Annotated in this window: 14 protein-coding genes; 8 read left to right on the top strand and 6 right to left on the bottom strand. The window is 70.6% G+C overall.

The features are described 5' to 3' along the window. The first annotated feature begins 40 nt into the window (after positions 1 to 40). From HNR15_RS04830 to pruA, 5 genes are all read left to right on the top strand, one after another. On the top strand, positions 41 to 733 hold the full coding sequence (locus tag HNR15_RS04830) for a hypothetical protein (RefSeq protein ID WP_179479593.1): 693 nt from the start codon (positions 41 to 43) through the stop codon (positions 731 to 733). After that, a complete protein-coding gene (locus HNR15_RS04835; RefSeq protein ID WP_179479595.1) occupies positions 730 to 2,067 on the top strand; it encodes a CpaE/TadZ family protein in 1,338 nt (445 codons plus the stop codon). Before HNR15_RS04830 ends, HNR15_RS04835 begins: the two co-directional genes overlap by 4 nt. A gap of 30 nt (positions 2,068 to 2,097) precedes the next feature. Next, positions 2,098 to 3,534: a wax ester/triacylglycerol synthase family O-acyltransferase gene (locus HNR15_RS04840; RefSeq protein WP_179479596.1), complete on the top strand. Its 1,437-nt coding sequence runs from the start codon at positions 2,098 to 2,100 to the stop codon at positions 3,532 to 3,534. After that, positions 3,531 to 3,959: a DUF6912 family protein gene (locus tag HNR15_RS04845; RefSeq protein ID WP_179479597.1), complete on the top strand. Its 429-nt coding sequence runs from the start codon at positions 3,531 to 3,533 to the stop codon at positions 3,957 to 3,959. The genes HNR15_RS04840 and HNR15_RS04845 overlap by 4 nt, the downstream gene beginning before the upstream one ends. A 109-nt stretch (positions 3,960 to 4,068) precedes the next feature. Next, a complete protein-coding gene (gene pruA, locus HNR15_RS04850; protein ID WP_179479598.1) occupies positions 4,069 to 5,697 on the top strand; it encodes an L-glutamate gamma-semialdehyde dehydrogenase in 1,629 nt (542 codons plus the stop codon). A 22-nt stretch (positions 5,698 to 5,719) separates the two neighbouring features. Here pruA and HNR15_RS04855 read toward each other — a convergent pair whose 3' ends face one another. Together HNR15_RS04855 and HNR15_RS04860 are read right to left on the bottom strand one after the other, a co-directional pair. After that, positions 5,720 to 6,220 (bottom strand): DUF2505 domain-containing protein, encoded by a 501-nt coding sequence (locus tag HNR15_RS04855; protein ID WP_179479599.1) that lies wholly within the window; start codon positions 6,218 to 6,220, stop codon positions 5,720 to 5,722. Next, a complete protein-coding gene (locus tag HNR15_RS04860; RefSeq protein WP_179479600.1) occupies positions 6,217 to 6,813 on the bottom strand; it encodes a hypothetical protein in 597 nt (198 codons plus the stop codon). Before HNR15_RS04860 ends, HNR15_RS04855 begins: the two co-directional genes overlap by 4 nt. Positions 6,814 to 6,912: 99 nt before the next feature. On the opposite strand from HNR15_RS04860, the gene HNR15_RS04865 reads away from it, so the two are divergent. Both HNR15_RS04865 and HNR15_RS04870 read left to right on the top strand, forming a co-directional pair. Beyond that, complete coding sequence (locus HNR15_RS04865) at positions 6,913 to 11,757, top strand: NAD-glutamate dehydrogenase (protein ID WP_179479601.1); 4,845 nt, start codon at positions 6,913 to 6,915, stop codon at positions 11,755 to 11,757. A gap of 9 nt (positions 11,758 to 11,766) precedes the next feature. Continuing rightward, positions 11,767 to 13,248, top strand: a complete 1,482-nt coding sequence (locus HNR15_RS04870) for a histidine kinase N-terminal domain-containing protein (RefSeq protein WP_179479602.1) — start codon at positions 11,767 to 11,769, stop codon at positions 13,246 to 13,248. A 2-nt stretch (positions 13,249 to 13,250) separates the two neighbouring features. Here the strand turns inward: HNR15_RS04870 and HNR15_RS04875 are convergent, their stop codons facing one another. Continuing rightward, positions 13,251 to 13,499 (bottom strand): WhiB family transcriptional regulator, encoded by a 249-nt coding sequence (locus tag HNR15_RS04875; protein ID WP_179479604.1) that lies wholly within the window; start codon positions 13,497 to 13,499, stop codon positions 13,251 to 13,253. A 250-nt stretch (positions 13,500 to 13,749) separates the two neighbouring features. On the opposite strand from HNR15_RS04875, the gene HNR15_RS04880 reads away from it, so the two are divergent. Continuing rightward, positions 13,750 to 14,151 (top strand): hypothetical protein, encoded by a 402-nt coding sequence (locus HNR15_RS04880; RefSeq protein WP_179479605.1) that lies wholly within the window; start codon positions 13,750 to 13,752, stop codon positions 14,149 to 14,151. A 15-nt stretch (positions 14,152 to 14,166) separates the two neighbouring features. On the opposite strand, the gene HNR15_RS04885 is transcribed toward HNR15_RS04880, so the two are convergent. The 3 genes from HNR15_RS04885 to HNR15_RS04895 all read right to left on the bottom strand — a co-directional run bounded on the left by HNR15_RS04885 (position 14,167) and on the right by HNR15_RS04895 (position 20,081). Then, on the bottom strand, positions 14,167 to 14,970 hold the full coding sequence (locus tag HNR15_RS04885) for a hypothetical protein (RefSeq protein WP_179479606.1): 804 nt from the start codon (positions 14,968 to 14,970) through the stop codon (positions 14,167 to 14,169). After that, the gene (locus HNR15_RS04890; protein ID WP_179479607.1) at positions 14,967 to 18,350 is read right to left on the bottom strand and encodes a pyruvate carboxylase; all 3,384 of its coding nucleotides are present in this window, start codon (positions 18,348 to 18,350) and stop codon (positions 14,967 to 14,969) included. Before HNR15_RS04890 ends, HNR15_RS04885 begins: the two co-directional genes overlap by 4 nt. A gap of 165 nt (positions 18,351 to 18,515) precedes the next feature. Further along, complete coding sequence (locus HNR15_RS04895) at positions 18,516 to 20,081, bottom strand: MFS transporter (RefSeq protein WP_179479608.1); 1,566 nt, start codon at positions 20,079 to 20,081, stop codon at positions 18,516 to 18,518. Positions 20,082 to 20,146: the final 65 nt, after the last annotated feature.

The following is a 20,146-nucleotide window of genomic DNA, read 5'->3' on the forward strand; positions in this document are numbered from 1 at the left end:
CGACCGTGGGTGCCGCGACACTGACGCCGGGAGGTCACCGATGCCACAGCTTCGTCGACGGGGCAGTCACGTCTCGCTGCCCGCGCCCGCCGCAGCGCGGCTGCAGCGGCCGTCGTGGCGGGACGGGCGCCTGATCGCCGGCGTGCTCCTCGTGCTGGTCGCGATGCTCACCGGCGCCGCCGCGCTCTCCCATTTCGACTCCTCGGTCGAGATGCTGCAGGCGTCGCACACGCTCGTGCCCGGTCAGACCATCGGAAAGGGCGACGTGAGATCGGTCAAGGTGCGGATGGACGGGCCGCACGCCGGATACCTGAAGGCGGGACGCCGTCTGCCGCACGGCCAGGTGGTGCGCACGGTGCAGAGCGGAGAGCTGGTGCCGGTGTCGGCCGTCGGCGACGGGTCCTCGCTGCACGAGAAGACCATCGCGCTGCCGGCCACCACGGGGCAGTCCGCGATCCTCGTCGCCGGATCGATCGTCGATCTCTACGTGTCGGCCAAACAGACCGCGGCGACCGGCGACACCGACTACCAGGAACCCAAGCTGCTGATCTCCGGTGTGCTGGTGGCCCGGATCTCGACCCCGGCCTCGGGCCTCGGGGCGGGGACCACGGACGACTCGGTGCAGGTGCAGGTCCCGGACGCGCAGGTCTCCGCGGTCCTCGCCGCGGTGAACAAGGGCGCGAAGGTCGATCTCGTGCCGGCGGCAGGATCGCCGGTGCGGGGCGGGTCGTGAGCACGACCGTCGTCACGGCGGTCAGCGCGCCGTCGGAGGCCGCCGTGGCCACCGCGCTCGGTACCGAGAGCGAGTTGCGCGTAGTGCGCCGGTGCCCCGACGTCGCCGACCTGCTCGCGGTCGCGCAGGCCGGCCGGGCGCAGGTCGCCGTGATCTCGCCCGATCTGCCGGGTGTGCGCCGCTCGACCCTTGCCGACCTGCGCGCCAGCGGTGTGCAGCTGGTCGGCGTCTTCGATCCCTATGACGAGGTGCAGGAGCGCACGCTGCGGCAGTGGGCGGTGCCGCGCGTGGTGAGCGTGCACGACCCCCGCGCCCTGGTGGCGCACGTGCTGGCCGCCGCGGCGGGCGCCACGTCCGACCCGCGGGCACCGGCCGGTGACGTCGACGCCGAGCTGGCGCTCCTCGTGGGAGATCCGCAGGGCGCCCCGGACGCCGTGGACGAGGAAGAGGAGGACGACGACCAGGATCACGAGGACGAGCCGCGCGGGAGCGGGATCATCGCCGTGTGGGGTCCGGTCGGAGCGCCCGGGCGGACGACGGTGGCGGTCAACCTGGCCGCGGAGCTCGTCCTGAGCGGCAGGTCGGCGATGGTGGTCGACGCCGACACCTACGGCGCGTGCGTCGGTCAGTTGCTGGCGCTGCTCGACGAGGCGCCCGGGATCGCCGCGGCGATGCGGCTGGCCGAGGCCGGCCGGCTCGACGTGCCCTCCCTGGCAGCCGTGGCACCCGTGGTCGATCCGGGATTCCGCGTGTTGACCGGCATCTCGCGTGCGTCCCGGTGGCCGGAGATCCGCGAGGACGCCCTCACCGAGGTGCTGCACACCGCCCGCGCGATGGTCGACCACGTCGTCGTCGACTGCGCCGCGCCGATCGAGGAGGACGAGGAGCTCAGCTACGACACGCTGGCTCCCCGCCGCAACGCCGCCACGCTCGCCACCTTGCGCGCCGCGGACACGGTCGTGGTGGTCGGCACGGCCGATCCCGTCGGGCTGCAGCGCCTCGTCCGGGCACTGGAGGACCTGCGTCCTGTGGTGCGCGTGGATCCCACGGTGGTGGTCACCAGGGTGCGCAGTTCCGCGGTCGGGAGTTCTCCCGAGACCAAGGTCACCGAGGCGCTGCACAGATTCGCCGGCGTCAGCGATCTGAGTCTGGTGCCCGAGGACCGGGAGGCTATCGACGCCGCACTGCTCGCCGGCCGCACGCTGGCCGCCGGCGCCTCGCATTCGCCCGCGCGCGAGGCGATCCGGGCGCTCGCGGCCCGGCTGTCGGGCGTGGAGCACCTGAGTCGCCGCGGGCGGTTACGCGTACTGCGCCGAGGCTCCGGTCCGGCGTGACGGGCCGACGTCGTCTGGCAGCATGGCGTCGTGGCCGACCGACTCAGTTCCCTCGATGCCTCGTTCCTCTATCTGGAGCAGGCCACGACGCCCCTGCACGTCGGGTCGGTGATGATCTTCGAACCCGGGCCGGACGGGTTCTCCTACGAGCTGCTGCTCGACCTGGTCGGCAACCGGATCTCCTACGTGCCCCGCTACCGCCAGCGGGTGCGGGAGGTGCCGGGCCGGGTCAGCCCGCCGGTGTGGGTGGACGACGAGGACTTCGACCTCAGCTACCACGTACGCCGCTCCGCGCTGCCGCGGCCGGGGACGGTCGCGCAGCTGGAGGAGTTCGTCGCCCGCATCCAGGCGCGTGCTCTGGACCGCGACCGGCCGCTGTGGGAGATCTACCTGGTCGAGGGTCTGGAGCGAGGCCGGTTCGCGCTCGTCACCAAGACCCACGAGGCGCTCGTGGACGGTCAGAACGCGGTCGACCTGACCCAGGTCATCGTCGACGCCGACCCGGGCCGTGAGGTCGCGCTGCCGCGGTTGTGGCGACCGGCGAAGGCGCCCAGTGACATGGAGTTGCTCGCGGCGGCGGCCGTCGATGTGCTGCGCCGTCCGACCGAGGTCGCCCGCGGAGTACGCGACGCCGTCACCGGCGTCAGATCCATTGCGACACAGGCTCTCTCGACCGTCGGAGACGTCGCCGGAGTGCTCGCCCGCAGCGTCACGCGGCCGGCCCCGTCCAGTCCTTTGAACCGACCGATCGGCGCACATCGCCGCTATGTCATGGTCGAGAGCGACCTGGCGGCCTATCAGGCGGTCCGCAACCGGGTGGCCGCCGCGGAGGACCTGCAGGAGTCGCCCGACGGCGAGATCACACCCGTCACCTCCATCACCGTGCACGCCGTCGTGCTGGCGACCATCACGGGCGCACTGCGCACCTGGCTGATGACCCGGGGTGAGGGCATGGGCGGTGCGGAGAAGATCCGCGCCATGGTGCCGCTCAGCGTCGCCGGGCGCGAGGGTGAGAGCGGACTGGTGGTGCCGTGCTTCATCGATCTGCCGGTGGGGGAGCCGCGGCCGATGATGCGCCTGCATCAGGTCGCCTACGACATGCAGCAACAGGTCGAGGGAGGTGCCAGTGCGCGGTCGCTGGCCAGCCTCGGCGGGTACGCGCCGACGACGCTGCACTCCCTGGGCTCCCGGCTGGGCAGCGCCATCTCGCGTCGCATGTTCAACCTGGTGATCACCAACGTCCCCGGCCCGCAGCAGCCGCTCTACGCGGCCGACGCGCAACTGGAGAGCACCTACCCCGTGATCCCTCTGGCCAAGGGCCAGGCGCTCACGATCGGGCTCACGTCGTACGACGGGAAGGTCTGCTTCGGGCTGAACGCCGACCGCGACGCGATGCCCGATCTGGACGTGTTGGGGCAGTGCATCGAGGACGCGCTGGCCGAGCTGGCGCACGAGGGAGCAGCATGAAACGGGTCTACCTGCCGCTGACGGCGTCGCAGCTGCACACATTGCAGGGCACACGACGTCTGCCCGACGACGAGCTGGTGGGGTTCGCCGTCACCGAGCTGCTGACGGAGACGCTGCCGGCGTCGGAGGACGACGAGGGTCGCGAGTACGCCGCTCTGCAGGAGGCAGCGCTGCAGTCCGCCAGTCGCGGCGGCCGGGTGGTCGTCGCAGCGGACGTCGACGACGAACTGGTGCAGCCGCCCGCCGCGGGGGATGAGGGATCACCGGGCCGGGTGCTCGTCCGCGAGGGGCTCGACCTGCGGCGCGTGGTCAGCCTGCAGGTGCTGGACCCCGCGGGCGAACGCGATCCGGACAGCGACCTGGACCTGTCCTGGTACGACGTGACCGAGCTGGCGCAGCTGCTGCTCGACCTCGGCGAGGCCTGAGCGCAGCCGGGCCCGATCGGCGTACTCCGCGTCGTCGTGCCACCATGGCGGGACCGTATGCAGGGCCTCCTCGGCTCTGCGCTGCCCCCGCACGAAGGAGCCACCGCTCATGGATGCCGTCACGTCCGTCCCCGCCCCCCGTAACGAGCCCGTCCTGGAGTACCGGCCGGGCAGTCCCGAGCGCGCGGATCTGGACGTCGCGCTGGAGCAGCTGGCGTCGGCGCCGGTCGACCTACCGCACACCATCGGCGGCAAGCGGGTCACCGGCGGCGGCGAGCCGATCGACGTGCGCCAGCCGCACGCCCACCGCAAGGTGCTGGGCACGATGCGCAACGCCACCGCCTCCGACGCGCAGCACGCGGTCGACGCGGCGAAGGCGGCGGCGCCCGGGTGGCGCGAACTGTCCTTCGACGACCGCGCCTCGGTGCTGCTCAAGGCCGCCGACCTGCTCGCCGGCCCCTGGCGGGCACGCCTGAACGCCGCGACGATGCTCGGCCAGAGCAAGACCGTCGTGCAGGCGGAGATCGACAGCGCCTGCGAGCTGATCGACTTCTGGCGCTACAACGTGCATTTCGCCCGCGACATCATGGCCGAGCAGCCGATGGCCAACGCGAACGGCGTGTGGAACCGCACCGACCACCGACCGCTCGAGGGCTTCGTCTACGCGATCACGCCGTTCAACTTCACCGCGATCGCCGGCAACCTGCCCACGGCGCCGGCGCTGATGGGCAACACGGTGGTGTGGAAGCCCTCACCCACGCAGCAGCGGGCCGCGCAGCTGACCATGGAGGTGCTGGAGGCGGCCGGGCTGCCGGACGGGGTGATCAACCTGGTCACCGGCGACGGCCTGGAGGTGTCCAAGGTCGCGCTCGCGGACCGCGACCTGGCCGGGGTGCACTTCACCGGCTCGACCCCGACGTTCCAGAGCCTGTGGCAGACGGTGGGCGCGAACCTGACCGGTTACCGCACCTACCCGCGCCTCGTCGGTGAGACCGGCGGCAAGGACTTCATCCTGGCGCACCCCAGCGCCGACCCGGACGTGCTGCGCACCGCCATGATCCGTGGCGCGTTCGAGTACCAGGGGCAGAAGTGCTCGGCGGCGTCGCGCGCGTACGTCCCGGCGAGCCTGTGGAAGCAGATCAAGGACGAACTGGTCTCCATCACCGACGGCCTCGCAGTCGGTGACGTGACCGACTTCTCCAACTTCATGGGTGCCGTCATCGACGACCGCGCCTTCGCCAAGCACAAGGCCGCGATCGACATGGCCCACGCGCACGCCGACATCGAGGTGGTGGCGGGTGGCACGTACGACGACTCGGTCGGCTACTTCGTGCGCCCGACCGTGCTCGAGGTGAGCGACCCGGGCCACGAGATCTTCAGCACCGAGTACTTCGGGCCGATCCTGGCCGTGCACGTCTACCAGGACGCGGACTACGACAAGGTGCTGGACCAGATGGAGTCGGTCGCGTCGTACGCGCTCACCGGCGCGATCCTCGCCCAGGACCGGATGGTGATCGCCGACGCGACGAAGCGGCTGCGCTTCGCCGCCGGCAACTTCTACATCAACGACAAGCCCACCGGCGCGGTCGTCGGGCAGCAGCCGTTCGGCGGCGGCCGGGCATCGGGCACCAACGACAAGGCGGGCGCGCCGGTCAACCTGCTGCGGTGGACCAGCCCGCGCTCGATCAAGGAGACGTTCGTCCCGCCGACGAGCCACCCCTACCCGGCGATGGGCTGACGGGGAGGCCTCGCGCGCCGACTCAGCGCGCGAGGTACTCCTTGCCCGTCTCAGCCTCGGACCGGACGGCCGAGACGATGGCGGGAGCCGCCGCCTGCTCGATCTTGCCGCCGATGAGCGGGATGCGTGCCTTGAGATCGCCGGCGACGTCCATCACGGTGTCCTTGCCGCGGGTCCCCGACGGTGTGGCGGTGATGGTGCCGGTCAGCGCGATCGGCACACCCGCGATGACGACCGACAACTGCGCCTCGCGGACGCCGTCCGCGTCGGGCGCTCCCCACGCCTGCGTCTCGGTGATCTTCAAGGAGTCACCGATCATCGACTTGAACTGCGACGGGAACGACGCGGTCGACATGGTGCGATGGGTGACCACGGTGTGCCCACCGCCGTCCGGCTCGATCTCGACCGAATGCTCGACGGCCTTGGTCGCCACGCACTTGGCCTCCTGGAAGGCAGGGTCGACGATCATCGCGTAGACGGCGTCATCGGAGGCGGGATAGACCCACTTCTCTTCGATCTTCATGGCGTCAGGGTAACCATGGCCGCGCGGGTCAGTCGGTGCTCGCCACGCACCACCCTGGCGAGTACCTGATCACGCTGTTCGACGGACTCCGCATTCGTCAGTCGATCGCCCTCGGTCTGGAGCAGATCGGCGAGCGAATCCAACTCCGTTGCGAGACAGAGACACTGATCGACGACGAGGCGAGCGCCCGCGTCCGGTTGGTCCCCCGTGCCGGCGACGTCCGTCAGCTCCCGGGTCGCATCACCCACGCGCCGTACGACGGCCCGCAGCTCGGCAGCCGCCAGGTGCAGCGTGACCGGGCGGCCGGGAAGTCGGCCACGGCGGATCCCGGCCCGCAGCGCGGCAGGCGCGCGCGGTGCCACGTCGTCCCCGTCCCGTCGCGGGCTTGGCGTGGACTCGTCGATGAGCCCGGCCTCGGCGAGGTCGGCGCCCAGCGCCAGCCGGTCATGCCATCGCAGCAGACCCTCCGCGATCCGCTCGATCGCTTCGGCGACCGCGTCGGCGGTGCCGGCATCGGCCGTCTCCACCTGCACGCCGAGCAGCTGCGGCACCGTGGCGACGATGCTTCTCGCTGCCTGTAGCCGGTTGCCCATGGCGCTCACCCTAAGTGCCGGGTGGTCAGGGATAAGGTCGGACCGGGCGTACAACGAGGTGCGTCCGACCCCGCACAGTGAAGGTCCCAAGGCATCCCGATGAGCGCGGCTTCGAGCTCCCGCACCGACCTGTTGCGCGACTGCGCAGCGATGACCGACCACAAGCCGGATCCGGCCCCGCCGTGGCTGGTCGAGCAGTACTTCCGCCACGTGGCGGACGAGGATCTGCGGGCGAACGGGCCCGCGTCCCTCGCCGGCATCGTCCGCAGTCACCTGCAGCTCGCCGCTGACCGTCCCGCAGACACCACCAGGCTGCGGATCTTCTCCCCGCAGGAGGACACCGACGGGTGGTCCTGCTCCTACGCGGTGCTGCAGATCGTCACCGACGACATGCCGTTCCTCGTGGACTCCGTGCTCGCCGCGCTCGGGGAGCGCGGCGTGCATCTGCTGATCCACCCGCAGCTGCGGGTACGCCGCGACGCTGCCGGCACGCTGCAGGAGGTCGTGCAGGACGGCAGCGGCGCGGAGGGCATCGCCGAGGCGTGGATGCACTTCGAGATCGACCTGTCCGCGGACAGCGCCGAGGACGACGACCTGGCCGAGCGGCTGCGCAGCGTGCTGCACGACGTCCGCCTGGCCGTCACCGACTGGCACGCGATGAGTGCCCGGTGCACCCAGATCGCCACGGACCTGGCGGACCACCCGCCGTACCCGGTGCCCACCGAGATCGTCACCCGCACCTCCAACTTCCTGCGGTGGCTGGCCGACGGGCACTTCACCTTCCTCGGCTACCGCGACTACGTCCTCGACGAGGTCGACGGTGAGGTGGTGCTTCGGGCGACCCCGTCCGGGGGCCTCGGCATCCTGCGCGGCGCGTCCGACGAGTCGAAGTCCTTCGCCCGGTTGACCCCGAACGCCCGTGCCAGCGCTCGCGATCCGCGGCTGCTCACGGTGACCAAGGCCAACACCCGGTCCACCGTGCATCGGCCCCAGTACCTCGACTACATCGGTGTGCGCACCTTCGACGAGCAGGGCGCGGTCGTGGGGGAGCGGCGCTTCCTCGGGCTCTTCACCTCGACGGCCTACACGGAGTCGGTGCTCGCGGTGCCGGTGATCCGGGACCGGGTCGCCGAGGTCATCCGCCGCTCGGGCTTCCTCGCCGAGAGCCACTCGGAGAAGGACCTGCTGCAGGTCCTGGAGTCCTTCCCGCGCGACGAGCTCTTCCAGACGGGCACCGAGGAGCTGCACCGCACGGTCACCGCCGTGATGCGGCTGCAGGAGCGCAGCAAGCCCGGTGTCCTGCGCCGGATCGACGAGTTCGGTCGCTTCGTGTCGGTGCTCGTCTACGTGCACCGGGACCGCTACAACACCTCGGTGCGGCTCGCGATCGAGAAGGTGCTGCGCTCGGCGTACGACGCCCGCTCGATCGACTGGACCACCAGTGTCGGCGACTCCTCGTTGGCGCGGTTGCACTTCGTGGTGCGCCCGGCGCCCGGGCAGCCGATCCCCGAGGTCGACCTGGACCGGCTGCGCGAAGAGGTGCTGGAGAGCACCCAGAGCTGGGGCGAGCGGCTCGGCGCCGTCAGCCGTGCGGAAGACGGCGAGGACGCCTCCGCGCGGGTGATGAGCCTCTACGCCCGGGCGTTCCCCGAGGCGTACAAGGAGGACTTCACGGCCCGCCAGGGGGTCGCCGACCTTCGCCGGATCGAGGCGCTGGCCAGCGACGACGACACCAAGCTGACGCTCTATCGCGAGCCCGGCGCCGATCCGCGGGAGCGCCGGTTCAAGCTCTTCCGCCGTTCCCGGCTGATCCTCACCGAGATCCTCCCGGTCTTCACCGGGCTCGGCGTCGACGTCACCGATGAGCGTCCCTACACGATGCGGCGCGCCGACGGCGTGGTCGTGCACATCTACGACTTCGGCCTGCGGGCGGCGAGCGAGCAGTTCTGGGGCACCGAGCAGGACGCCGCGCAGGTGCGCGAGCGCTTCCAGGACGCCTACATGGCCGTGGTGGCCGGCCGCGCGCAGAGCGACGGTCTCGGCGCGCTGGTGCTGCGCGCGGGGTTGAACTGGCGGCAGGTCGCGATGCTGCGCAGCATCGCCAAGTACCTGCAGCAGATCGACTTCGGGCGCAGCCAGCGCTTCGTGGAGGAGACCCTCACCACGAACGTCGACATCACGCGGGCGCTGGTCGCGCTCTTCGAAGCCCGGTTCGACCCGGCGTACGACGAGGATCGCGCGGCGGCCCAGGACCGCTTCGTCGAACGCATCGAGCAGGGCCTCGCCGACGTCAGCAGCCTGGACGAGGAGAAGGTGCTGCGCACGGTGATGGAGGTGGTGCTCGCCACCACCCGCACCAACGCCTTCGCCCGCAAGGCAGACGGCACGCACCTCGACGTCCTCAGCCTCAAGCTCGACCCCCGGGCGATCACCGGTATGCCGAGCCCCAAGCCGCACTTCGAGATCTGGGTCTACAGCCCGCGGGTCGAGGGCGTGCACCTGCGTTTCGGCCCGATCGCTCGCGGTGGGCTGCGCTGGAGTGACCGACGGGAGGACTTCCGTACCGAGGTCCTCGGCCTGGTCAAGGCGCAGACGGTCAAGAACTCGGTCATCGTGCCGACCGGATCCAAGGGCGGCTTCTTCGCCAAGGCGCTGCCCGACCCGTCCGACCGCGAGGCCTGGATGGCCGAGGGGATCACCTGCTACAAGCACTTCATCAGCGGCCTGCTCGACCTCACCGACAACCTGGTGGACGGCGTCGTCGTCCCGCCGCGGGACGTCGTGCGCCACGACGGCGACGACACCTACCTGGTCGTGGCCGCGGACAAGGGCACCGCGTCCTTCTCCGACATCGCCAACGGCGTGGCGCAGGACTACGGCTTCTGGCTCGACGACGCCTTCGCGTCCGGCGGATCGGCCGGCTACGACCACAAGGCCATGGGCATCACCGCCCGCGGTGCGTGGGAGTCGGTCAAGCGGCACTTCCGCGAGATGGGGCTGGACACGCAGGCCGAGGAGTTCACCGTCGCCGGCGTCGGCGACATGAGCGGCGACGTCTTCGGCAACGGGATGCTGTGCTCACCGCACATCCGACTGGTCGCGGCGTTCGACCACCGGCACATCTTCCTGGACCCCACGCCGGACGCCGCCACGTCCTACGCCGAACGCCGGCGGCTCTTCGATCTGCCGCGGTCCTCGTGGGCCGACTACGACGCGAGCCTGTTGTCACCCGGCGGCGGTGTCTATCCACGGACGATGAAGTCGGTGCCGATCAGCGCCGAGGTGCGCACCGCACTCGGCCTGCCCGACGGCGTACGCGCCCTCGCGCCGGCCGATCTGATGCGCGCCATCCTGCTGGCACCGGTCGATCTCTTCTGGAACGGCGGGATCGGCACCTACGTGAAGTCCGCCGTGGAGAGCAACGCCCAGGTCGGCGACCGCGCCAACGACGCGATCCGGGTCGACGGGAAGCAGCTGCGGTGCAAGGTGATCGGCGAGGGCGGCAACCTCGGTGCGACCCAGTTGGGCCGGATCGAGGCCGCGCAGTCGGGCATCCGGGTCAACACCGACGCCATCGACAACTCCGCCGGCGTCGACACCTCCGACCACGAGGTCAACATCAAGATCCTGGTGACGGACCTGATGCGCCGCGGACGCTTCGATCGCGCTCAGCGGGATGCGTTGCTGCACAGCATGACCGACGAGATCGGCCGGCGGGTGCTGCGCGACAACTACGAGCAGAACGTGCTGCTCGGCAACGCCCGCGCGCAACGGCACGCGATGGTCGGGGTGCACCGCCGGTTCACCGACTGGCTCGTCGAGCGTGGCGAGCTGGACCGGGAGCTGGAGTTCCTGCCGAGCGATGCCGAGATGGCCGACCGTGAGGCGAACGGCGGCGGTCTCACCTCGCCGGAGTTCTCCGTCCTGGTCGCCTACGCCAAGCTCGTCCTCAAGGCGGACTTGGCCGACAGCGGCCTGACGGACGACCCGTGGTTCGAGGAGACCCTGGTCGACTACTTCCCGCGCCAGTTGCGCGAGGAGTACGCCGCCGATCTGGCCCAGCACCCGCTGCGCCGGGAGATCGTGATCAACACGGTCGTCAACTCCCTGGTCAACCGGGGCGGGATCACCTTCGCCTTCCGGACCAGCGAGGAGACGGGCGCTTCGCCGGAACGGGTCACCCGCGCGTATGTCATCGCGCGCGAGATCTTCGACCTGGCCGGGTTCGTGCGGCAGGTCGAGGCGCTGGACAACCTGGTGCCGACCGACGTGCAGACCAGGCTCTACCTGGAGTTCCGCCGGCTGATCGACCGCACCACTCGGTGGCTGCTGCACAGTCGTCCCGTGGCGCTCGACATCGGCAGCGAGATCGCACGCTTCGCCCCGGTCGTCGCCGAGCTGATGCCGCAACTGCCGCAGCTGCTGCAGGGCACCGAGCACGAGCGTTGGGCCAGGGAGACCACCATCTTCGGCGCGCCGGGAGTCCCGCACGAGCTGGCCGGGCAGGCGGCGGCGCTGTTGGACGCGTACTCACTGCTCGACATCACCGAGCAGGCGCACCGGACCGGCACGCCGGTGCAGGACATCGCCCAGGTCTACTTCGCGCTCTCCGAGCGCCTGGGCGTGGACCGGCTGCTGCACGCCGTGTCCGCGCTGCCGCGCGAGGACCGGTGGGACGCGCTCGCGCGCGGTGCCGTGCGCGATGACCTGTACGGCGTCCTCGACGCGTTCACGGCGGCGGTCATCGCCGGCACGCCCGACGACCTGACCGCGACCGAGCGGCTCGAGAACTGGGTGCAGGCCAACACCGAATCGGTGACCCGGGCCGGTCAGGCGCTGCAAGGCCTCTCGGAGCTGGAGCACCCCGGTCTGGCGCCGCTGTCGGTGGCGCTGCGCACCCTGCGCTCGGTAATCAGATCGGGGTCGGCCACGCACGCTCGCTAGGCTCGCGCCGTGCCCTCGCTGAAGGACGTCGTCGCCGAATGCACGGCCCTGCAGGAGCCGGAGGTCGAGTGGCTGCACCTGCTGGTCGCCGACTGGCAGCTCATCGCCGACCTGTCCTTCGCCGACCTCGCCCTCTGGGTGCCCTCGACCGAGGGCACCTGGGTGGCGGCAGCACACGTCCGCCCGACGACCGGGGTCGGCGTCTTCACCGAGGACCTGGTCGGGCGGGAGTTGGATCTGCCGCGGGACGAGTTCGTGCAGCAGGCCTACGACGAGCGCCGCCAGATCCGCTCGGCCACGACGTTGTGGCGCAGCGAGGCGCCAGTCCGCTCCGAGGCGGTACCGGTCGTGATGGACGGACGGGTGATCGCCGTCCTCACCCGCTACACCAATCTGGCCGCGATGCGCACCCTCAGTCGGCTGGAGGTGACTTATCTGGCGACCGCCGATGCGCTCGCCCGGATGATCGCGGACGGGGAGTTCCCGCAACGGGATTCCGCCGCGCAGGGCCGTCGTGGCGCACCCAGGGTCGGTGACGGGGTGCTGCGACTGGATGCCGAGGGGGCGGTCACGTACGCCAGCCCCAACGCGGTGTCCGCGGCGCACCGTCTCGGCTACGCGGGTGAGCTGGTCGGGGTGCGGCTGGCGTCGGTGCTGCAGCAGATGCTGCCGGAACGCGGACCGGTGGACGAGGAGCTGATGCTCGTGGTGGCCGGACGCGTGCCGTGGCACACCGAGATCGACTCCGGCGACGCCGTCGTCAGCGCGCGGGCGATCCCGCTGGTCGAGCGGGGCACCCGGGTGGGGGCGGTCCTGCTCGTGCGCGACATCTCCGAGCAGCGTCGACGCGAGCGGGAGCTGCTCACCAAGGACGCCACCATTCGCGAGATCCACCACCGGGTGAAGAACAATCTGCAGACCGTCGCCGCCGTGCTGCGCCTGCAGGCCCGCCGTCTGGCCGACCCCGCGGCGCGCGCGTCCCTGGAGGACGCCGTCCGCCGGGTGGCGACGATCGCGGACGTGCACGACACGCTCAGTGCGCGCCTGGACGACCATGTGTCCTTCGACGAGATCGCGCAGCGGTCCATCTCGGCCGCCATCGAGCTGGCGAACCGGTCCGGCACCCGGGTGACCGGCAGCTTGAGCGGCTCGTTCGGCTTCCTCACCGCCGAGGACGCCACCACCTTGGCGATGATTCTGGCGGAGCTCGTCCAGAACGCGGTCGAGCACGGCTTCGCCGACCGAGGGGGTCAGGTGCAGGTGGACGTACGCCGTACACCCGCCAGTGGCGGCGGCGAAAGGGACGATCTGGTGATGGAGGTGCGCGACGACGGCAGCGGGCTACCCCCGGACTTCGAGGTGTCCAGCGCCGGACTCGGCACGCAGATCGTGCGGTCCCTGGTCACCGACCTGGCCGGGTCGATCTCGTGGGGGCACGGCCCCGAAACCGGGACGGTCGTGCGGTGCTGGGTGCGGGTCAGCGGCGGCTGAGGTCAGCCGGCGCGGCGGGCACGAGCGTTGCGCCGCTTGAGTGCCCGACGCTCGTCCTCGGACAGTCCGCCCCAGACGCCGGCGTCCTGGCCGGACTCCAGAGCCCACTTCAGGCAGGTGTCGATGACGGGGCAGCGACGACAGACGGCCTTGGCGTCTTCGATCTGCTGCAGGGCGGGGCCGGTGTTCCCGATGGGGAAGAACAGCTCGGGGTCCTCGTCCAGACACGCAGCGCGGTTGCGCCAATCCATGTGTTTTCGCTCCTTGCACATCAAACCCCGTGCGCTAGCGCACACGGAGCTACTTTGGTCCGTCAGCTTGGTGATCCGGCGCAGCGGCTGGAGCCGGCAGCAACGATCTGTTGCATAGCCCAACGACGCGTCACGCACGGATGTTCCTACCTTCACAGACTCCAACACTGGGACACAAGGGTTTCCGTCCGGCATTTCGGTCTCGAAGGTGAGTCCTTGGTCACATGACGCCCCCGCCTACCATCGTCGGGTGTCATCCAACGACCGCGAATCCGCGCCCCCGCGCCTCTCAACGGGCTGGCGTCGGGTGCTCCCGGCGGCACTCCTGGCGCTCCAGGGTGTGGTGCTGCTCGTGCTCGGGGTGCTGCTGATCATCCGCACCATCACGGGGCATGAGTCCAACGCCGGCCGTTCGCTGACGCTCGCGATCGTGGTCCTGGTCTTCGCGCTGGGTGCGGCACTGATCGCCCGCGCGCTGCTCCGGGGTGAGGAGGGGGCCCGCAGTCCCACCCTGGTGTGGGGGGTTTTCGTCGTGCTGATCGGAGTCACTCTGGCGCGGGGCGGTGCGCCCGTGGTCGGTGTGGTCGTCACGGTCCTGGGGGCCGGCACGCTCGCCGCGGGATGGACCGCGGCCGGAGGCCGGCCCGGCTGAAGGATGCCGAGGGGGTCAGGAGGCGGTTCCGGTCGCCGTGCCGACGAGCGGCACACCCTCGTTCGTCCGCGGCAGGCGTCCGACCAGGTCCTCGACCAGCACGGGGAAGACCTGGGTGCGCAGCCCCGCCAGGGTCTTGTCGGCGTTGTTGCCGAACGCCTGGTAGAAGCCGGAGAAGTCCAGGTCGATCCACGCGGCGTTCTTCCCGTTCGAGACCAGCACCGAGGAGTGCATGTTGGACAGGAAATAGGCGCCCTTCGCGCCGAACGTCCCGGGGGTGAAGAAGACGTCGCCGGTGATCCTGCCCGTGATCTGCGTGCGTTCCTCCGCGAGCCAGGCCGCGGTCATCGGGCCGTCCGCGCCGAACCCGTGGAAGGACAAGGTCACCGTGCTCACGGTGCCACCGGACTCCGGCAACGACACCGACCATGTGCAGCTGCTGTTGCGAGGAGTCTTGACGCCGCCGGGCAGGGTGAGCTTCGTGCAGGACGGTGTCTTGACCTTGGCCGCCTCGGGGAACAGGGTGACCAGCTGTTTGTCGGTGAAGACTGTGGCGGCATCCGGCCAGGACGACGGATCGACGTTCGGATCGCCGGGCGTGGACCGCGTCAGGTTCCAGGTCGAGGGCGCGGAGACAGCCGCGCGTGCGCTCGATCCGGGGTCGACGGCTCCGGTCGTGAACACCCCGGTGGCCGTCTGCACCGGCCAGCTGCTCGGCCCGTCGTACGACGCCGCTCCACCGCCCCCGCTGCACGCGGTGAGCAGGATCCCGGCAGCGCCCATCAGGCATCCTCCGAGCGCGGCGCGCGATCTGCTCATGCCAGATCGACCACGATCAGCAGGTCGCCGCCCTCGACCTGCCCGGGGCCGCTCAGCGCCACCCGGCGCACGGTCCCGGCGACCGGCGAGGTGATCGCTGCCTCCATCTTCATGGCCTCGATCGAACCGACCGCGGAGCCGGCCGTGATCGCGTCGCCTTCGGCGACCGACAGGGTGACGACCCCGGCGAACGGCGCCGCGATCTGCGTCTTGTCGCCCGGGTCCGCGCGCTCGGCCTGGGTGACCTCGACCTTCGCCTTCTCGTCCTTGACCTGCACCGGACGCAACTGACCGTTCACCAGGCACATCACGGTGCGCATGCCGCGTTCGTCCGGTTCGCCGATCGACTGGATGGACAGCAGCAGCCGCTTGCCCGGCTCCAGGTCGAGCTCGTACTCGGCGTCCGGCTCCAGCCCGTAGAGGAACTCCCGGGTCGCGAGGAGCGACAGGTCGTAGTACTGCTCCTTGGACCGCTCGAAGTCCTTCGTCGGCCCGGGGAAGAGCAGCCTGTTGAGGGTCGGTCGCGGCATCCGGGCGAGTGCCTGTTCGTCCTCCTCGGACAACGTCGCCTGCGGCGGGGTCACGGTGCGGCCCTGCAGCGCCTTGGTGCGGAACGGCTCGGGCCAGCCCCCCGGCGGGTCTCCGAGGTCGCCGGCGAGGAAGCCGATCACCGAGTCGGGGATGTCGAACCGCCCCGGCTCCTGCTCGAACTCGGCCGGGTCGATGCCCGCGCCGACCAGCGACAGCGCGAGATCTCCGACGACCTTGGAGCTCGGGGTCACCTTCACGATGTGGCCGAGCATGGCGTTGGCGGCGGCGTACATGTCCTCGATCGCCTCGAAGCGATGGCCGAGGCCGAGCGCGATCGCCTGCTGGCGCAGGTTGGACAGCTGGCCGCCGGGGATCTCGTGGTGATAGACCCGCCCGGTGGGGGAGGCGAGGCCGGACTCGAACGGCTTGTAGAGCGCGCGGACCGCCTCCCAGTACGGCTCCAGGTCGCAGACGGACTGCAGGTCCAGACCGGTGGCCCGGGGAGTGCCGTCGGTGGCCGCGACCAGCGCCGACAGCGACGGCTGGCTCGTGGTGCCCGCCATCGACGCGCTCGCGGCGTCGACGGCGTCGACCCCGGCGTCGATCGCGGACAGCAGCGTCGCGAGCTGCCCACCCGCGGTGTCGTGGGTGTGCAGGTGCACCGGCAGGTCGAACCGTTCGCGCAGGGCCGACACGAGCGTCCGGGCCGCCGGCGCCCGCAGCAGGCCGGCCATGTCCTTGATCGCCAGGATGTGCGCGCCGGCATCGACGATCTGCTCGGCGAGCCGCAGGTAGTAGTCGAGGGTGTAGAGCTTCTCGCCGGGGTTGGAGAGGTCGCCGGTGTAGCAGAGGGCGACCTCCGCCACCGCCGACGTCGAGGAGCGCACCGCGTCGATCGCCGGTCGCATCTGCTCGATGTCGTTGAGGGCGTCGAAGATGCGGAAGATGTCCACCCCGGTACGGGCGGCCTCGGCCACGAAGGCGTCGGTCACCCGCGTCGGGTACGGCGTGTAGCCCACCGTGTTGCGGCCCCGCAGCAGCATCTGGATCGGCAGGTTCGGCATCGCGGCCCGCAGCCGCTCCAGCCGGTCCCAGGGATCCTCGGACAGGAAGCGCAGCGCGACGTCGTACGTCGCGCCTCCCCAGGCCTCGACCGACAGCAGCTCGGGCGTCAATCGGGCGGTGTACGGCGCCACGTGCAGCAGATCGCGGGTGCGCACGCGGGTGGCGAGCAGCGACTGGTGCGCGTCCCGGTAGGTGGTCTCCGTGACTCCCACGGCGGTCCGTGCTCGCAGTGACCGGGCGAACGCCTCAGGTCCCTCCCGCAGCAGCAGATCGCGGGCCCCGGCGGGCACCGGCCCGTCCGGATCCACGGCGGGCAGCTTGCTGCGCGCCGAGTGCGCGATGGTCGAGGAACCGTACGGCCGGTTGACGCTCTGATGGGCCAGATAGGTGAGCAGCTTGGTGCCGCGGTCGCCGGGGACGCGCGCGTTGAGAAGTTGCGGTCGCTCCTCGATGAACGCGGTGGTGACCCGCCCGGCCAGGAAGTCCGGCTCCTCCAGGACGCTCTGCAGGAACGGGATGTTGGTGCTGACCCCGCGCACCCGGAACTCGGCCAGCGCACGCCGGGCTCGGCGTACGGCGGTCGAGAAGTCCCGGCCGCGGCAGGTGAGCTTGACCAGCATCGAGTCGAAGTGCGCGCTGACCTCGGCACCGACGAAGATGGTGCCGCCGTCGAGCCGCACGCCCGAACCGCCGGCCGAGCGGTAGACCGTGATGGTGCCGGTGTCGGGCCGGAAGCCGTTCGAGGGGTCCTCGGTGGTGATCCGGCACTGCAGCGCGGCGCCGCGCACGTGGATGTCCTCCTGGGCGATCCCCAGGTCGGCGAGCGTCTCGCCCGCGGCGATGCGCAGCTGCGAGGACACCAGATCGACGTCGGTGATCTCCTCGGTGACGGTGTGTTCGACCTGGATGCGCGGGTTCATCTCGATGAAGACATAGCGACCCGACGGGTCGAGCAGGAACTCCACCGTGCCGGCGTTGACATAGCCGATCTCGCGCGCGAAGGCGACCGCGTCCGCGCACATGCGATCGCGCAGGTCCTCGGGCAGATTGGGAGCGGGCGCGATCTCCACGACCTTCTGGTGACGTCGCTGCACCGAGCAGTCCCGCTCGTACAGGTGCAGCACGGTGCCCTTGCCGTCGGCCAGGATCTGCACCTCGATGTGGCGCGGGTCCACCACCGCCTCCTCGATGAAACAGGTGGCGTCGCCGAACGCCGCCTGCGCCTCCCGCATGGCCGCCTCGAGCGACTCGCGCAGCTCCTGCTGCCGCTGCACCCGTCGCATACCGCGACCGCCACCACCGGCGACGGCCTTGACGAACACCGGATAGCCGATCTGCTCCGCGCCGTCGAGCAAGGTCTGCAGGTCGTCACTGGGCTCGATACTGCGCAGGGTGGGCAGCCCGGCCGCCTTGGCGGCCGCGATCGCGTGCGCCTTGTTGCCGGTCAGGTGCAGCACCTGCGGCGGGGGACCCACGAAGGTGACACCGGCCGCCTCGCACGCCTCGGCGAGGGCCGGATTCTCCGACAGGAAGCCGTAGCCGGGGTAGACCGCGTCGGCCTCGCACTCCAGAGCGACCCGGACGATCTCCTGGGGGTCCAGGTACGCGCGGACGGGATGGCCGACCTCGCCGATCTGGTAGGCCTCGTCGGCCTTCATCCGGTGTTCGCTCTTGCGGTCCTCATAGGGGAAGACCGCGACGGTGGCAGCACCGAGCTCGGTGGCCGCGCGGAAGGCCCGGACGGCGATCTCACCTCGGTTGGCGACAAGGACCTTGCGGAACACGGGGGACTCCCTCTTCCGGCTGCGGTGCAGACACGTCGTACTCGTGCGCAGCACCCTAATAGCTGGGTCAGCGCTGTCGGCCCGTGTCTCGCACCCCGGTCACGGGAACGACGAGAGGGCCGCCACACCGGTCGGTGTGACGGCCCTCGTCGGGAACCGGCTGGATCAGCCCACGTGAGCGGCGGCGTTGCCGTCGGTCTGCAGGTGCTCGTGGCTGACGGTCAGGAACGCGAACAGGCTCAGCGCACCGATCAGGATCATGCCGGCCGCCACCCAGTACACGTGCGAGGACGCGTACGCCTGGACGTGCAGCGCGATCTGGTGCTTGCCGGCGGCCACCTGGGCGGACGTCGGCGTGTGGCCGGCTGCGGCTGCCGCCTTGGCCTTGGCTTCGGCAGCAGCACCGAGCACCTTGCCGTGCGCGGTGGCGGCGTGCGTGAAGACCGTGGTCAGCGCCGCGATGCCGACGGCACCACCGACCTGCTGCATGGTGTTCAAAGCGGAGGCCGCTGCTCCCGCGTCGTCACCGCGGACGCCGGCGGTGGCCGTCAGCGTCAGCGGGATGAAGACCAGGCCCATGCCGAGCGCCATGATCACGATGTAGGGGAACAGGTGGCTCCAGTAGCCGGAGTCGACCGACAGGTGGGTGAAGCCCCACATGCCGAACGTGGCGAGCAGACCGCCGAAACCGGCGATCCAGCGCGGGTCGATACGGGCGACCACATTGGTGGCGATGCCCGCGGCGACCACAATGCCGGCACTGAACGGCAGGAACGCCAGACCGCTCTTGATCGGGGAGTACCCCAGCACCTGCTGCAGGAACAGGCCGAGGAAGAAGAACATCGCGAACATCCCGGCGCCCACGATGAGCATCGCGAAGAGGCTCACCCCACGGGTGCGGTCGGCGACGATGCGCAGCGGCAGCAGAGGGTGCTGCACGCGGCTCTCCACGATCACGAAGACGACGAGCAGGGCGAGGCCGAGGCCGAGGGGCACCAGCGAGAGCGCGTCACCCCAGGAGTGACCGCCTGCGTGCGACAGACCGTAGACGATGCCGAACAGACCGGCGGTGGCGGTGACGGCACCCGGAATGTCCAGGCGTCCATCGTGTCCTTCGGACTCCACGAGGACTCGAGGCGCGGCGATCGCGACCGCCAGGCCGATGGGCACGTTGATGAAGAAGGTCCACTCCCAGCCGAGCGCCTGGGTGAGGAATCCGCCGAGGATGAGGCCGACGGCGGCACCCATGCCGGACATGGCGGCGTAGACCGCCATGGCACGGTTGCGCTGCTTGCCGACCGGAAACGTCGTGTTGATCAGTGCCAGGGCGGCCGGCTGGGCCAGCGCGGCGCCGACGCCCTGCAGGACCCGGGCGGAGATGAGGAGCGTGCCGGTGGGCGCGAGACCACCGAGCAGTGAGGCGATGGAGAAGATCCCGACGCCGAGGACGAACATCTTGCGGCGACCGAACAGGTCACCGAGGCGCCCTCCGAGCAGCAGCAGGCTGCCCAGTGCGAGCGCGTACGCGGTGACGACCCACTGCACCTGGTCGGCCTGCGAGAGGTGCTGGGACGCGTCACGCTGGATGCGCGGAAGCGCGATGTTCACGATGGTGGCATCGAGCACGATCATCAGCTGGGCGAACGCGATGACGATCAGCGCGATGCCGAGATGACGCGTGCCTGGTGGTGGCTCGGTCGTCTCGACCGACTTCTGCGTGGTGACGGACATTGGGGACTCCTTCGGGGCGAACTGATTCGGACTGAGTGAGCGGCGCGTCGGTTTCTCTGTCGTCG

This window comes from Allobranchiibius huperziae (genome assembly GCF_013410455.1).
Lineage (GTDB): Bacteria > Actinomycetota > Actinomycetes > Actinomycetales > Dermatophilaceae > Allobranchiibius > Allobranchiibius huperziae.